Annotated in this window: 15 protein-coding genes and 1 other RNA gene; 11 read left to right on the plus strand and 5 right to left on the minus strand. The window is 47.1% G+C overall.

From position 1 onward, the window contains the following. Positions 1-10 precede the first annotated feature (10 nt). Positions 11-1,234: a hypothetical protein gene (locus Micr_RS01610; protein WP_203134918.1), complete on the minus strand. Its 1,224-nt coding sequence runs from the start codon at positions 1,232-1,234 to the stop codon at positions 11-13. Positions 1,235-1,446: 212 nt separating this feature from the next. Between Micr_RS01610 and speB the strand changes: the two genes are divergently transcribed. Beyond that, positions 1,447-2,328 carry an agmatinase gene (speB, locus tag Micr_RS01615; RefSeq protein ID WP_203134919.1) on the plus strand — a complete coding sequence of 294 codons (882 nt, stop codon included), beginning with the start codon at positions 1,447-1,449 and terminating at the stop codon, positions 2,326-2,328. 9 nt (positions 2,329-2,337) lie between these two features. Further along, positions 2,338-2,955: a histidine phosphatase family protein gene (locus Micr_RS01620; protein ID WP_203134920.1), complete on the plus strand. Its 618-nt coding sequence runs from the start codon at positions 2,338-2,340 to the stop codon at positions 2,953-2,955. A 47-nt stretch (positions 2,956-3,002) separates the two neighbouring features. On the opposite strand, the gene Micr_RS01625 is transcribed toward Micr_RS01620, so the two are convergent. After that, complete coding sequence (locus tag Micr_RS01625) at positions 3,003-3,584, minus strand: AAA family ATPase (RefSeq protein ID WP_203134921.1); 582 nt, start codon at positions 3,582-3,584, stop codon at positions 3,003-3,005. Positions 3,585-3,653: 69 nt separating this feature from the next. On the opposite strand from Micr_RS01625, the gene Micr_RS01630 reads away from it, so the two are divergent. Next, positions 3,654-4,043 carry a hypothetical protein gene (locus Micr_RS01630; protein ID WP_203134922.1) on the plus strand — a complete coding sequence of 130 codons (390 nt, stop codon included), beginning with the start codon at positions 3,654-3,656 and terminating at the stop codon, positions 4,041-4,043. Here Micr_RS01630 and Micr_RS01635 read toward each other — a convergent pair whose 3' ends face one another. Continuing rightward, positions 4,044-5,321, minus strand: coding sequence for an NAD(P)-dependent malic enzyme (locus Micr_RS01635; protein ID WP_203134923.1), 1,278 nt, complete (start codon positions 5,319-5,321; stop codon positions 4,044-4,046). 52 nt (positions 5,322-5,373) lie between these two features. Further along, complete coding sequence (locus tag Micr_RS01640) at positions 5,374-6,771, minus strand: aspartate ammonia-lyase (RefSeq protein ID WP_203134924.1); 1,398 nt, start codon at positions 6,769-6,771, stop codon at positions 5,374-5,376. Between the two features lie 146 nt (positions 6,772-6,917). Between Micr_RS01640 and Micr_RS01645 the strand changes: the two genes are divergently transcribed. Genes Micr_RS01645 through Micr_RS01660 form a run of 4 tightly spaced genes read left to right on the plus strand, consistent with a single transcriptional unit; the run spans position 6,918 to position 10,286 of the window. After that, entirely contained in the window at positions 6,918-8,636 is a 1,719-nt protein-coding gene (locus tag Micr_RS01645) for an FAD-binding protein (RefSeq protein ID WP_203134925.1), read from the plus strand. Further along, entirely contained in the window at positions 8,633-9,382 is a 750-nt protein-coding gene (locus Micr_RS01650) for a succinate dehydrogenase/fumarate reductase iron-sulfur subunit (RefSeq protein ID WP_203134926.1), read from the plus strand. The genes Micr_RS01645 and Micr_RS01650 overlap by 4 nt, the downstream gene beginning before the upstream one ends. Further along, a complete protein-coding gene (locus Micr_RS01655; protein ID WP_203134927.1) occupies positions 9,383-10,099 on the plus strand; it encodes a succinate dehydrogenase in 717 nt (238 codons plus the stop codon). 16 nt (positions 10,100-10,115) lie between these two features. After that, positions 10,116-10,286, plus strand: a complete 171-nt coding sequence (locus Micr_RS01660) for a hypothetical protein (protein ID WP_203134928.1) — start codon at positions 10,116-10,118, stop codon at positions 10,284-10,286. Positions 10,287-10,301: 15 nt separating this feature from the next. On the opposite strand, the gene Micr_RS01665 is transcribed toward Micr_RS01660, so the two are convergent. Beyond that, entirely contained in the window at positions 10,302-12,260 is a 1,959-nt protein-coding gene (locus Micr_RS01665) for an MFS transporter (RefSeq protein WP_203134929.1), read from the minus strand. 71 nt (positions 12,261-12,331) lie between these two features. On the opposite strand from Micr_RS01665, the gene Micr_RS01670 reads away from it, so the two are divergent. The 4 genes from Micr_RS01670 (at position 12,332) to rnpB (ending at position 13,843) form a co-directional block, all read left to right on the plus strand. Next, positions 12,332-12,910: a GNAT family N-acetyltransferase gene (locus Micr_RS01670; RefSeq protein WP_203134930.1), complete on the plus strand. Its 579-nt coding sequence runs from the start codon at positions 12,332-12,334 to the stop codon at positions 12,908-12,910. A gap of 49 nt (positions 12,911-12,959) precedes the next feature. Then, a complete protein-coding gene (locus Micr_RS01675) occupies positions 12,960-13,157 on the plus strand; it encodes a histone (RefSeq protein ID WP_203134931.1) in 198 nt (65 codons plus the stop codon). A 17-nt stretch (positions 13,158-13,174) separates the two neighbouring features. Then, complete coding sequence (locus Micr_RS01680; protein WP_203134932.1) at positions 13,175-13,552, plus strand: hypothetical protein; 378 nt, start codon at positions 13,175-13,177, stop codon at positions 13,550-13,552. Between the two features lie 59 nt (positions 13,553-13,611). Further along, positions 13,612-13,843, plus strand: an RNA gene (gene rnpB / locus Micr_RS01685) — RNase P RNA component. Positions 13,844-13,845 lie beyond the last annotated feature (2 nt).

Below are 13,845 nucleotides of genomic sequence, written 5' to 3' on the forward strand. Positions count from 1 at the left end.
GCCTACGACTTCAGTCGTGGGAGGATGTCACGAAATGCTCGAATATTTTCTTTTCCTTCTTTTTCTTCTCGTTGAGGGCCCTGGCGTTGAATATGATCGAGTTTCCCAGTATCTTCTTTGCTACTTCCTGCTTGTGTGCATCAAGGGCATTCTTAATCTCCAGGCTCTGGCGCTCTTCTTCAACGTTGCTCTTTTTCTCAGCTTCTTCCTTCCTCAGAAGCCCGAAGCCTTCTGCCTTCTCCATGCGCGGCGTTTCTGCCTTGTGATCTTTTTCGCTTGCAACTGCTTCTACATGGCCGCTAACCAGCCTCTCGCCGAATTCCTGATAAACGTTGCTCGTAAATTCCTCTATGCTGAGATCAGGGAAGCAAAGGCAATCAGAGCTGGCGTATGCAGATGTATTCCCTTCGAGCACTACCGTGTGGCTTATGTTATCGAGCGCCACATACCTCATTGCATAAGCGTTCCTTGCAACCTCTTCCATTACACTCTGCTTTATCGTGCTCGCTATTGTTGCTGAAAGGCTTGATCCTGCGCTTTTTGCATTGCCATACAGCATTCCTGCGACCGCGCTGCTCCTCGAATAAACGCCGTGCGTAAGCGTGTACAGGGCTTCTGAGCCCATCGCACTGTATATGGTGCTCTTTATCTTAGGTATAAAGTTGAAGCTTACGTTGAGCTGTTTGCCCTCGCTGTTCTTTGCGTTTACGCTCACCATCTGCTTCTTCGAATAGTCTTCCGCATAAGCGTCCATGCGCTGCTTTGCTGCAGTTGCTTTTTCTTCATGGGTTTCTTCTGAAATGTATTCCATGACGTGCCTGGCTCCTACTTCCATAGCCACTGCCTGCTGCTTTGCCATCATGCTCTTCTGTGCTTCCAGGGTGCCTATGGCGTAAGCCATGCGTGCGTCGCTGCTGAGGCTTATCATTCTGCTTACCACTTCAAACAGTCCCAGAGCGCCCTTCCTGCTTACGCTGAAAACCTCTGGCTCTTTGCCTCCCACAAGGCTTATCTCCAATTTCTGGCCCTTCCTGACGTTGAGGGCCGCTATCTTGTCATAAAACAGCGATTTGTAGCCTGATCCTGTGAACACTAAGAGCCTCCTGTTGGTGGCTATTATCCTGTTCCTGCCCCTGCTCAGCAGCTTTTTCCCGTGCTGCGTCTCGTAGTATTTCTCCTCTTCTTCAAATAGCATTGGTTCAGAGAGCTGGTTGGCATTTTCATTGTTTGACATAAGTAAGTTTGCGCCTACATCCAAGTTGGATTAGAAAGTTGTAATGCACTTATTATTTATACTTTTTGTATGGTGCGTTTGTATCTCCATCATGCATCGCAACAACCTTAAGTCGGTTTATTGCCCACCTTCGAAAACCATCGCCTTTGTTCGGATCTGGCCAAATTGCCAGTTTAGAAAAGGCTTAAATCAGTTAAACCGGATATTTAACCATGCAAATATTGAACTCTGCGGCCCCATATAACCTTTTTGGGCTCGAAGACCAAAGCTACGAGAAAGCCAAATTCGTGGTACTACCTGTGCCTTACGATTCTACGATGAGCTACGGCTCAGGCTCCAGGGACGGGCCCGACGCCATAATAAGGGCCAGCAGGCATATTGAGCTATACAGCGAAGAGCTCGGCTTTTCCCCTGCGGATGCTGGCATATATACCCTGGAGCAGCTTGAGCCAGACGTGAGCGGCCCTGAGGCCATGGTCAAAAGAATAGCAAGGGAAGTATCCATAATAATAGACGACGGAAAGGTCCCGCTTCTGCTCGGCGGCGAGCACACTGTTGCGCTAGGTGCGGTCATGGCAATTGCCAATGCGGGAGATGACTTCAGCGTGCTGCATTTCGATGCACATTCCGATTCGCGTGAGGAATTCATGAACAGCAAATATTCGCACGCGTGCGTAATGGCTAGAATAAGGGATATGTGCAAGAGCACATACAGCGTAGGGGTAAGGAGCATAGACGAGCAGGGCTATTCTAAGTATTCAAAAGACATACTCTACATGAAAGATATGCGCAGCATGTCGGACAAGATGATAGCAGAATCTATATCCAAGCACGTAAAGAAGAACGTTTACATAACTATAGACTTGGACGTGCTGGATCCATCTGAAATGCCAAGCGTGGGAACACCAGAGCCCGGAGGCATGAGGTACACAAGCCTAATTAACATCCTCTCCGGGGTCTTAAAAGGGAGAAAACTTATAGGTGCCGATATCTCAGAGCTTGCGCCAATACCGGGGATTAGGGCTCCGGACTATCTTGCAGCAAAGCTGGCTTATGAGCTCGTCGGCATGGCTACTCTAGGCACCCGCAAATAGGTGCAGCAAATGAAAGTTATACTTGCACGGCACGGCAACACAGAAGCAAACAACGCAGCTGTGCATCAGTCGCCTGATACTCCGCTCTCAAAAGAAGGCATAGCGCAATCCGAAGCCCTCGCAAAAAAGCTGGCCAGCGTCGATATAGACTATATAATATCCAGCCCCTACGCGAGAGCCCGTCAGACTGCCGAGATAATAGGCAAAAAGCTGAATAAGCAAATAGAATACGATGACTTGCTCGCGGAAATAATCAGGCCAAAGGAATTCGTAGGCAAACGAATGGACGATCCTGAAGTGGGGAAAATCCTTGAGGAGATAGAAAAACACGCCAAAAATCCAGAATGGCGCTACCCGGAATCGGAAAACCTGAACGATTTCATAACCAGGGTGGGAAAATTCGTAAAACGCCTTGAGGGCACAGACTATGGCACTGTACTTGTAGTCACGCACAGTGCCGTAATAAAAACAATGATAACCGTGTGCATGCTTGGCCCGGATATCGATATTGGGCATTATTCAAGGATTCTTGATTTTCTGCACACAAAGAATACCGGCATAAGCGAGCTGAGATATGACGATTCTGGCTGGGGGCTAATGACCTACAACGACATGTCACACCTCTGAGCGCCCAGAATACTTAAAGCTGAATGTGATCTGGCTTTGCATCAATATCATGCGCTCTTCTTCCCGTGCTCCTTTGCCTTTTCTTCCTTTTCGCGCTGCTCTATTTCATTGAGCACTTTTTCGACTTTGCTCCTGAGCTCATCGATGCTGCCCGAGTTTCTTATGGTGTACTTTGCATGCTCCATGGCGCTCGCTATCCCAAACTGCTTTTCCTTCTCCTCCCTATTTTCAAAATCTGAATAATTTTTTGGGTCGTCTTCCCTCTTTCGCTCCACGAGCCTGTCGAACCTCATCATCTTCGGGGCTACCACCGATATTATCGTAACGTTTTCCAGCGTCTTGAAATACTTTGCCTCGTCTGCGCTCCTGAGACCCACTATGAGTATGTCCTTTGCCGGGAGCTTCCTTATCTTTTCTATGGTCCATCGTGCCACGACGTCATTGCCATATTCCTTTCTGGCGTTCAGCGAGAAATTGCGTATGCTGTCCTTGTTAACTTCTATCCCGTTCTCCGCCATCCTCTCCTTGACCGATGCACTCATCTCCACTTCCTTGAAGCCCTTAGTCGCGAGCATCTCTCCAACGAGGCTTTTTCCTGCTCCAGGCATCCCTGTTATGCATATTATCATTATAATCGCGTAGAGTTGGATGCAAAAACTATTATTATTTATCAGGCTCAAAGCTATGCAGGTGCTGAATTGCCAACATCTGGTCTTGTATGCCCAAAGTGCAAATACCGGTTCAACTACGAGTTTATCCCAGGAGCTTCACTCACTTCAATAAGGTTCGGCAGCAAAAGGTACATGTGCTGCCCGAAATGCAACAAGTGGGCAATGTTTGACCTGTCAAAATATCCAGTTAACGGCCTTCCAAAGTATTCGGATTCTAAAGCGTTAGCAAGATATGCGCCGTTTTTGATAGTCCCTCTTTTCGCATGGGCTGTTTTTCTTGTCCTTATATCAAATTCGCTAGTGGGTTACGGCTCAGCAGCGATAATGGCAATATCGATAATGCCTGCCATAGTGCTTGCAATAGCTCCAATACTATTCATAACAAAAAAGGCGCGACTCGTAAAGCTCAAAAGCTGATTATGCCTGGGTTTTCGTGGCAACCTTTTCTAGCTTCATTTCCCTCTTTATTATCTTCGCGGCATTTTTCTTTATTGCGCTTATGTCAAGTTCGCTGTGCCTTGAGTTGCCCGACTTTATGGCACTAGCAGCCACGGCGCTCGCCACGCTAGACAGCACGTCTATCATCTCCTTGGCGCTATACGGTGCAGGCAATATATGTTCAACGCCAAGCTCCTTGCCAACGCACTTTGCAAGTGCCTTGGAAGCTTCATATAGCATGTCATAATCAACGTGTTTTGCTCCGGAATCAAGCAGGCCGCGCATTATGTTCGGAAAGCTCAACACGTTGTTTACCTGGTTCGGAGTATCGGATCTGCCGGTTGCCACTATGAAAGCCCCTGCATCTTTTGCGTCCTTATAGGATATTTCAGGTACTGGATTTGCAAGTGCAAACACTATCGGCTTTTCAGCCATTTTCTGTATTATTTCTTTCGTAAAAACTCCCGCACTCGAAACCCCTATCAGTACGTCAGCCTTTTCGGCTATTTCTGCAAGGCTTCCCTGCAGCTTTTCCCTATTGGTCAGCGTCGCTATTTCCTGCTTGAATTCGTTCATTCTTTCCTTGCGCCCGTCGTATATAGCGCCTACGGTGTCGACTACGTAAATGTTTTTTATTTTCATATAACTCAAGAGCCTAACTATGCCCATCCCTGCCGCTCCCGCTCCGTTTATTACTATTTTGATTTTTGTTATATCCTTGCCTGCTAGCTTCAGTGCGTTTATAAGCGCAGCCACTGCAACCATTGCCGTGCCGTGCTGGTCGTCGTGAAGTATCGGAATTTCTAGTTCTTTAGAAAGCCTGTCTACTATTCTGAAGCATTTGGGCGACTCTATATCCTCGATATTGAAACCTCCAAATCCCGGGGCCAGAGCCTTTACGATGCTTATTATAGCCTCTTCCTCCTGCGTGTCCAGGCATATCGGCACCGCATCAACGCCTCCATACTTCTTGAAGAGCATTGCCTTGGCTTCCATGACCGGCAGCCCTGCCTCTGGGCCTATGTTGCCGAGGCCCAATATCCTGCTGCCATCTGTTATTATGGCCACGTTGTTGGGTTTTCCTGTATATGTATAAACTTTGGATTTGTCATTCTTTATTGCGTTTGATATGACCGCAACTCCAGGGGTATACCTGAGCGCCAGATCCTCCCTGCTGTCCACTTTAACCTTGGGTATTATCTCTATTGCTCCCTTGGATGTTTCGTAAGCTTTAAGCACGTCTTCGTCAGTAGGCATTATTACACCATTTTAACGCTAGTATAGAATTTGCAGCTTTTAATAACCAACCCTATTTTTCTTTACCATCATTTGCCTGTTTCTTAGGGTCCAGTATCATTTCAAGCTTGCTCTTTTCCATTATTTTCATCTCAATGCATACCTGCTTAACGCTTTTGCCTTCGTCATAGGCTTTGACTGCTATCTCGGCTGCCTTGGCGTAGCCTATGTATGGGCTGAGCGCAGTAACCAAAGAGGTGTCCATCTCCAAGTTTTTTGCAATCTCCCTTTTGTTGGGCCTTATGCCTATTATGCATCTGGAATCGAAAGCGTTGATGCCGTTGGATAATATCTTAACTGAGAAAAGCAGGTTGTAAGCTATAACCGGCATGAAAACGTTCAGCTCGAGCTGGCCAGAGTTGGCCGCTTCCCTCACTGTGTGCATGCTGCCCATTACGTTGAAGCACACCATGTTCAGCATCTCAGCCATGCTAGGGTTTATCTTGCCTGGCATTATCGAAGAGCCCGGCTGCACAGCAGGGAGCACGAGCTCGTTGAGTCCGGCTCTTGGCCCTGAGCCAAGCAGCCTGACATCGTTGGCTATCCTGTTGAGCGCTATTGCAACATCCTCCAGCGCGTTAGCTACTTCAAGCTCTGCATGCTCGCTTTGCATTGCAGCGAAGGTATTTGCCGATTTCTTGAACCTGTGCCCCGTTAGCCTGTTGAGCTCGGCTATTGCGTATTCCGAATAGCCTTTGGGCGTGTTCAATCCGGTGCCAACTGCAGTGCCGCCCAAAGGGAGCTCAAGCATCGAGCCCAGCGCCCTGGAAAGCTCTTCCCGCACGTGCTTAACTGATCCAGCCCAGCCATGAAATTCCTGGCCAAGCGTCATAGGTACAGCATCTTGGAGATGGGTTCTGCCTATCTTGTATATGTGTGAAAACTCCTTTGCCTTTGCCGAAAGGCTCTTTTCGATATTGTCAAGCGCCGGAATAAGCCACTTGCCCATGTAATCGTAAGCCGATATCCTTATTACGCAATGATAAGTATCGTTAGTCGATTGTGACATGTTTACGTGGTCGTTGGGATGCACAATCTTGTAGTCGCCTTTTTTGCCGCCAAGAATTTCTATGGCTTTGTTGGCTATTACCTCGTTGACATTCATGTTTGTGCTCGTTCCTGCGCCCGCCTGAAATACGTCAAGGACAAACTGGTCGGAAAGATTGTCTGAAGCTACAAACTCTGCGGCTTTCATTATGGCATCGGCCCTCTTTTTGTCAAGCTTGCCAGCCTTCATATTTGCATAAGCTGTAGCACGCTTGAGCGTTGCATAAAATCTAATGAATTCGTCCTGCACTCTTATCCCGGATATCTGGAAATTCATCCTTGCTCTCTCCGTCTCAGAGCCGTAATAAGCCTCGGAATCTATCCTTACGCTTCCCAAAACATCCTTCTCGATCCTATAATCCATGAAAACACCAACGTTAATAATTGCGGAATTACATCTTAAACGCTTTTCTGAAAATGCGGCACTGAAGCCGATTATTTACCTAGCAAATCAAATCACGTTTATATTTCTTTTTATATCAAATAGTCTAATTGGTTTAGGGTAATATTTTGGCGGAATATGAGGTTGTCGAATCAGACATACTTATAATAGGCGCTGGCGGTGCAGGCATGCGTGCTGCTCTCGCAGCACTTTCAAACGGCGCGAATGCAGTAATAATATCAAAATCCGTGCTTGGCAAGGCCCATACCGTAATGGCTGAGGGCGGCATAGCAGCCTCCGTCGGCAACGTAGATTCAAAGGACAACTGGCAGGTGCATTTTTCAGACACTATGGTCGAAGGCGTTTACCTTTCAAACTGGCGCATGGCCGAGCTTCTGGCAAAAGAAGCTCCGGAAAGGGTCTTCGAGCTGGAGCGCTTCGGCGCGATATTCGACAGGACCAAAGAAGGCAAGATAATGCAAAGAGCTTTCGGAGGCCACACATACAGGAGGCTCTGCCACGTCGGCGACAAGACAGGGCTTGAAATAATAAGGACGTTAGAGGATCAGATAATACATAAAAATGTAAAGGTGATGGACGAGATATACATCACCAAGCTTTTCAAGGACGGAGATTCGTTCTCAGGCGCACTAGGGCTTTCAATGCGCGAAGGCAAGTTCTATCTTTTCAAGGCCAAGGCTCTCATAATATCGACAGGGGGTTGTGGTAGGGTATTCAAGATCACTTCCAATTCATGGGAATCAACCGGAGACGGGCTTGGGCTTGCTTACAAAATAGGGGTAGAACTGCAGGACATGGAAATGATACAGTTCCATCCAACTGGTATGGTATATCCTCCTGGCGTTGCAGGGCTGCTGGTTACCGAAGGCGTGCGTGGAGAGGGTGGCATCCTTACAAACACAAAGGGCGAGCGCTTCATGCTAAGGTACTCGCCAGAAAAGAAGGAGCTTGATGCAAGGGACGTTGTGGCGCGATCAATATATTATGAAATACAGGCCGGAAGAGGCACGGAGCATGGAGGAGTGTACCTTGACATAAGCCAGAAGGGTGCAGACTTCATAAAAAAGAAGCTTCCAGGCATGTATTCGCAGTTCAAGGAATTTGCAGGCGTGGACATAACAAAGGAAAAAATGGAGGTTGGTCCTACTGTGCACTATCAGATGGGTGGAATAAAGGTAGAAGCAGAAACCGGTGCGACTAACATAAAAGGCGTTTTCTCTGCAGGCGAGGTTGCTTCAGGGCTTCATGGCGCCAACAGGCTCGGCGGAAACTCGCTGGCTGACATACTGGTTTTCGGCAAGCGCACAGGGGAGGCCGCAAGCAAATACGTCAAGAATGCAAAACCGGGAAAAGTTAAAGATGCCGATGTGGCTTCAGCAATAAACGAAGTGAAAGCTTTCATAAAGTCCGGAGGAAAGAACCCAAATGTGCTAATCGAACAACTGCGCGAAAAAATGTCAAGCAATGTGGGCATAATGAGGAACGAAAAGGACCTTCAGGATGCGCTTGAAACTATAGAGTCGATAAAATCACAATTCAAGGATGTCGGAGTATCTGGCCAGTTCGTATACAACAAAGGCCTACTGGCTTGCCTTGAGCTTGGCAACATGCTCATAGCTACTGAAGCCATAGTCAGAAGCGCCATAATGCGCAAGGAGAGCAGGGGAGCCCATACTAGGAGCGACTACCCAAAGAAGTCGAAAGAATGGCTTAAGAATATAATATGCAGCATAAGTGCCGACGGAAGCATGTCGCTTTCAACCGTGCCTCTCAAGGAAATGCCGGTAGAACTCAAGAAACTTGTAAAGCCCGAGGTATATCAATGAAAGATAAGATCACCATAAGCATATTCAGGAAGGATCCGGCATCCGGAGAAGAGGGCAAATTCGTGGACTACGAGGTTCCGGTAAAAGAGGGTATGGTGGTTCTGGATGCCGTCAACTATGTTACAGAAAACATGGATACGACTCTGGCTGTCAGGTGGAATTGCAAGGCTGCAAGGTGCGGCTCATGCGCAGCCGAAATAAACAACAGGCCCGCTCTCATGTGCAAGACAAGAATAGATATCCTTGGCGATAAGATAAAAGTAGCGCCAATGGCAGCATTTCCGTTGGTAAAAGACTTGGTCACTGACGTTTCTGAAAATTTTGAGACTGACCGCAAGATTCCAGGATTTACGCCGAGAGAAGGCGTAGAAAGCCCATGGATAATACCGCAGATGGACGTAGACAGGACAAAGGAATTCAGGACGTGCATAGAGTGCTTCCTGTGCATGGACGTGTGCCACGTCGTAAGGGAGCACAAAAAGGACTATGTGGGCCCACGCCATGTAATCAAAGCTGCATCGCTCGACATGCACCCGATGGATACCGTTGACAGGTCCAAGTACCTGAACAAGGAGGGCGGCCTAGGGTATTGCAACATAACAAAGTGCTGCCAGGAGGTATGCCCTGAGCACATAAAGATAACAGACAACGCAATAATACAGGAGAAAGAAAGGGCAGTTGACAACTACTATGACCCAATAGCGATGTTCCTAAAGAAACTATCAAAAAAACCAAAAGTTGATTGATTGGGAATTTACAAATCTCTGCATAACATACTTCCTTCCGAGTTCATAGAGCCTAACTGGAGGTTCTACTCTTTTGTATTCCTAATAGCTTTTACAATAGCGATGATGCTGGAATTTCCTGTCAAGCCATATCACGGGATAATAGACCCATTCTATTCGCCAACTATACTCGTACTCCCATTTGTAGGTTTATTCAGGCTCACATGCTACGCATACAGGAAGGACTATCACAGGCACATATTCAAGCATCCAGTGTCTTGCGCACTCGACAACAGAGGGGATTCCGCCTCGAGGGATTATACTGGCGAAACAAAGTTCTTCAGGGTTGAAAACCTGCACAGGTATTTCATGTATTTCGGAGTAGCGATACTGCCATTTTTCTTCTATGATTTTTACCTGTCCATAACTTTCGGCGGAGGGATCATAATAAGGCTTGCAAGCCTGATACTTCTTGCAAACGCCATAATGGTTACCCTTTGGGTATTTTCCTGCCATGCCGTTCGCCACCTGACGGGCGGCAGGATGGACTGCTACGGATGCAGGTTTGCCGGAAAGCAGAAGAATTCCTTTTTCAACCTCCAGTCAAAATTCAATTCCCACCACGAGGCTTTGGCGTGGTCCAGCTTGATATTGTTCGTATTCGTAGACTTGTACATAAGGGCACTCTCTGCTGGAATACCGCTTGACGTAACATTGCTGCACATAGCGCACATATAAAGAAATGATGGTAACGATGAAAAAGATATTGCCTTCGGAATACCGTTATCCGATATTCTTCCTTGCATTCATGGTGATATGCGCAGCTGGGCTTCTCTCAAAATACGCCGGGCTCAAGCTCGAATATACTGCGATAATGGCTGCTATTGGCTTCCTTATGTTCCTTTTTTCCATAACGCTGCCATAAAAACGCATTGCCAGCTCAGCTCTTTCCATGCGTCAGGTACCTGTAGCGTATCACTACATCGTTTATGACATCTATGGAATCCATGCACCTGTCGCTAAGGATCTCCATATGCTCGTAGATTTCCTTGTACTTGATTATCCTCTTTATATCCGTTCCCTGCATTATCCTCTTGAGCGACGACCGGAGTATCTGGTCGGCATCGTTCTCGTATTCCGATGCCTCTATGGCGTTGCTGCGTATCTTTCCTATTATCTCTTCAGCTCTGAGATTGTTTAGTACCGATATGCTGTCCTTTAGGAGTGCGAAGCATTTTTCCGTTACCTCTTCCATATCAAGCATATCCTTTTCCACGTCCTTTATTTCGTATATCATAAATCTGGATCCTATCGCTTCTATTCCGTCCATTATGTCATCAAGCCTCTCGGCCAGGTGCGAAACATCCCTGTATGCTATGCTGCTTGCCCCATAATTTGCGATGTAGTCAAGTATGTCGTGGACTACCAAATCAGCTTCGTGCTCCTCGCCCTTAACCAAATTGAAAAACTCTTTGTTGCTTATCTTGGATTTGAGCCTGTCGTCTATATAAGAAAAGCCCTTGTCTATGTGGCCTATGAGCTGTTCAAACTCGGTTCCTAGCGTTCTGGTTATCAGGAATATCTCGTTTTCCCTCGAGGTCTCAGAAAGCGATTTGCGCTTGGTTTCAGGGAGCAGAACCATCGTCACTACAAATCCCGCCAGCGCAAGAATGCCCAGCCCTCCAAGCAGTGCATATTTTCCAAGCTGTGTCAATATGACCGGAAAGGCCAGGGTAGAAAGCGCAGCTCCCAGCTTTCCAGACATGGAAGCTATTCCATGGCCCCTGGCTCTGTACTGGGTTGGATATAGCTCGGCCGGATAAACATATGTTGTAGTGTTAGGGCCATAATTGGAGAAGAAAAACGTCAGCCCGTAAATGACGAAAAAGGCAAGCGGAATTATAGAAAGCAGGTAGCTTCCAGCCAAAGCGAGCACTATGAAGCTTATTCCCATAGCCAGGAACCCTATCGACTGTATCGGCTTTCTGCCCTCCCTGTCTATAAGCGCCACGGCAACCCAGTATCCTGGGACAGCGGCAATTACCAAAAGCAATGCTGATGCCAGCGTGGGCCCAAAGATGCCAGTATAACCCAAGAACGTTGTGAAATACGGGGTGAATATTGAAGTGCCATAATAAGATACGTCAAGCAGGAACCATGCAACCGAAGTTCCAACCATATATTTCCAGTTCTTGGCTAGCAGCTCCCTTGGCTTTATCGAATAGCTCCTTTCCTTCGGGTCTTTTTTGCTGCTTTTGTTGGCGGTATATAAGCTGTACCACGGAGTCTCCCCGAGCTTTGTGCGTGCATAAAGTATCGTGAGCGTTGGAACGGCGCCAAATCCTAAGAGCAAGCGCCATGCCAGCTGTATCGGCACGTGGGCATAAAGCAATACCACGGCTATCAAGGCCCCTGCTATTATCCCGAATCCCTGCATGGCAAACGTAGAAGCCACAAGCTTTCCCCTGTCGTTCTTGTTGGCGTATTCCGCAACTATCGTGGCACTGAGCGGATAATCACCGCCAATTCCGACTCCCAGTATGAAGCGCCATACAAAAAGCATTATGAAGCCAGTGGAGAACGCAGACCCTATTGCTCCTATTATCAGTATTATTATGGTAATCCAATAGGTGTATTTCCTGCCTATTTTGTCCCCTATATACCCAAATATTATCGGGCCTATCGCCGCTCCGAAAAGCGCAATGCTTGCAAGCATGCCCAGCTGCAATGCGCTAAGGTCAAAGAGTCCCCTTACCATTAGCAAAACTACGCCTATCACGAAAAGGTCGTAAGCGTCTGTGAAGAAGCTCATGCCGGATATCAGCATTATGCGTATGTGCTTCCGGTTTAGCTTAGCACCTTCTATCTCGCTTATGTTGACGGATTCATCATGTGCCATAAACAAAGTCCCCCAAGCGCTTCAGATGTGTATTTTAAATTTGCCTGCCAAGCTTTAAATATGGTGGATAGATGCTCTCAATAAAATCAGGAAAGCTTGGCATTGCACTTATAACTCCGCAATACGATCACGCGAATGAGATTGCGAAAATCGCCAATTCAAAGGACATAGCTGAAAACGTCGGATCGATTGGCGAATTTCCATATCCGTACACTGAGAAGAATGCATTAGAAATGATAGATTCTGCTATATCCGCTTACAGCATGGGCATAGGATACAACTTTGAGGTGATTCCAAAAGAAGTCGATTCCCCAGTTGGAATGGTGGGCATAAGAAATGTGGATATGCATGCCATGAGCGCGGAAATGGGCTTTTGGATAGGCGAGAAATACCGGGGCAGGGGCTATGCAAAGGCTGCGCTTTTGATGCTTATCGGTTTCTGTTTCTCAAAGCTAGAACTGATAAGGGTATATGCAACCGCTTTAAAAAGCAATTCCAAGTCTCTAGCCCTTATGGAATCGCTCGGAATGAAAAAGGAGGGAATACTCAGGGATGCAGCAATGACCCAAGCCGGGCCCCGGGATCAGGTGCTTCTTTCAATACTGAAGGAGGAATTCAAACCGAAATTGGACCTGGTATTTGATGAATGAGCACCATTTATATAAAAGCTATCATGAAATGTATAAACACGGTGTATGCATGTACATATCAAAATCAAAAATAAAAAAGATGCTCAAAGATGCCGGGGCCGAGCGTGTCAGCGATTCAGCGGCAAAATCGTTCCAGGACTCTCTCAACAAGTTCGCCTTTGGCGTGGCAAAGAAGTCCGTGAAGTTTTGCAACCATGCAAAGCGCAAGACAGTTGAGGAATCAGATATAAAGCTTGCGTTCCAATAGAAAATGAATGTGATTAAATGAAGCATATAGGCGCACTAGCCAACCTCGCCATCCTTGCCTTGGTTCTCTCCTCAGTAATAAATTCGAGCGTGGCAAACCAGACAACAGCCGTCCCGATTGCGTACAGGGCGATAGTTGGCATAGTGCTAATAGTCATATGCATATTCCTTTTCTACAAATTCTTCAAGTACGCGATAGCCGGGTTGTTCGTCGTCGTAATATTGCTCATATTGCTGTCTACCACATACTACTTTTTCAAGACTGGCGAATTCAGCATAAGCTATAGCCTGAAGTTCCTTTCTGACATATACGGTTTCTTCGCAGGAAGCACCCACAGCGTCCCGGCTGCAAATTCAATATCGGGAATCATAAATACGACCAATGCCACAAAATAGGCCCTAATCTCCAATCTGCGAAAGGGATTTATTACTTAAGCTAGAGTTTATACTATAGCGGCGGTGGGCGGGCAGCTTACCGAAAGGAGGAAGCTCCCCTCATACAGAGCATTAAAGGGCTTAAGGCCCTATTCGGAATAGAAACGAACGGCTACGCTGCATAAAGCTATGACACTACGAGCGCAACGATGCCGATGAAACGCGCCGATGCAAATGCTGTGAGTATGCAAGGCCTTTGAGCCGCTCAGTCAAATGCTGCCTAAAACAGAAAGGGGGCTACGGCCCGCCGCCCT

It is taken from the genome of Candidatus Micrarchaeum sp. (assembly GCF_016806735.1).
In the GTDB taxonomy this organism is placed as follows: domain Archaea; phylum Micrarchaeota; class Micrarchaeia; order Micrarchaeales; family Micrarchaeaceae; genus Micrarchaeum_A; species Micrarchaeum_A acidiphilum_A.

Bases quoted from the DNA above. Each gene is read 5' to 3' on its own strand.
- Micr_RS01610 (WP_203134918.1), bottom strand. From the start codon at position 1,234: ATGTCAAACAATGAAAATGCCAACCAGCTCTCTGAACCAATGCTATTT.
- speB (WP_203134919.1), top strand. From the start codon at position 1,447: ATGCAAATATTGAACTCTGCGGCCCCATATAACCTTTTTGGGCTCGAA.
- Micr_RS01620 (WP_203134920.1), top strand. From the start codon at position 2,338: ATGAAAGTTATACTTGCACGGCACGGCAACACAGAAGCAAACAACGCA.
- Micr_RS01625 (WP_203134921.1), bottom strand. From the start codon at position 3,584: ATGATAATATGCATAACAGGGATGCCTGGAGCAGGAAAAAGCCTCGTT.
- Micr_RS01635 (WP_203134923.1), bottom strand. From the start codon at position 5,321: ATGCCTACTGACGAAGACGTGCTTAAAGCTTACGAAACATCCAAGGGA.
- Micr_RS01640 (WP_203134924.1), bottom strand. From the start codon at position 6,771: ATGGATTATAGGATCGAGAAGGATGTTTTGGGAAGCGTAAGGATAGAT.
- Micr_RS01650 (WP_203134926.1), top strand. From the start codon at position 8,633: ATGAAAGATAAGATCACCATAAGCATATTCAGGAAGGATCCGGCATCC.
- Micr_RS01660 (WP_203134928.1), top strand. From the start codon at position 10,116: ATGAAAAAGATATTGCCTTCGGAATACCGTTATCCGATATTCTTCCTT.
- Micr_RS01665 (WP_203134929.1), bottom strand. From the start codon at position 12,260: ATGGCACATGATGAATCCGTCAACATAAGCGAGATAGAAGGTGCTAAG.
- Micr_RS01670 (WP_203134930.1), top strand. From the start codon at position 12,332: ATGCTCTCAATAAAATCAGGAAAGCTTGGCATTGCACTTATAACTCCG.
- Micr_RS01675 (WP_203134931.1), top strand. From the start codon at position 12,960: ATGTACATATCAAAATCAAAAATAAAAAAGATGCTCAAAGATGCCGGG.
- Micr_RS01680 (WP_203134932.1), top strand. From the start codon at position 13,175: ATGAAGCATATAGGCGCACTAGCCAACCTCGCCATCCTTGCCTTGGTT.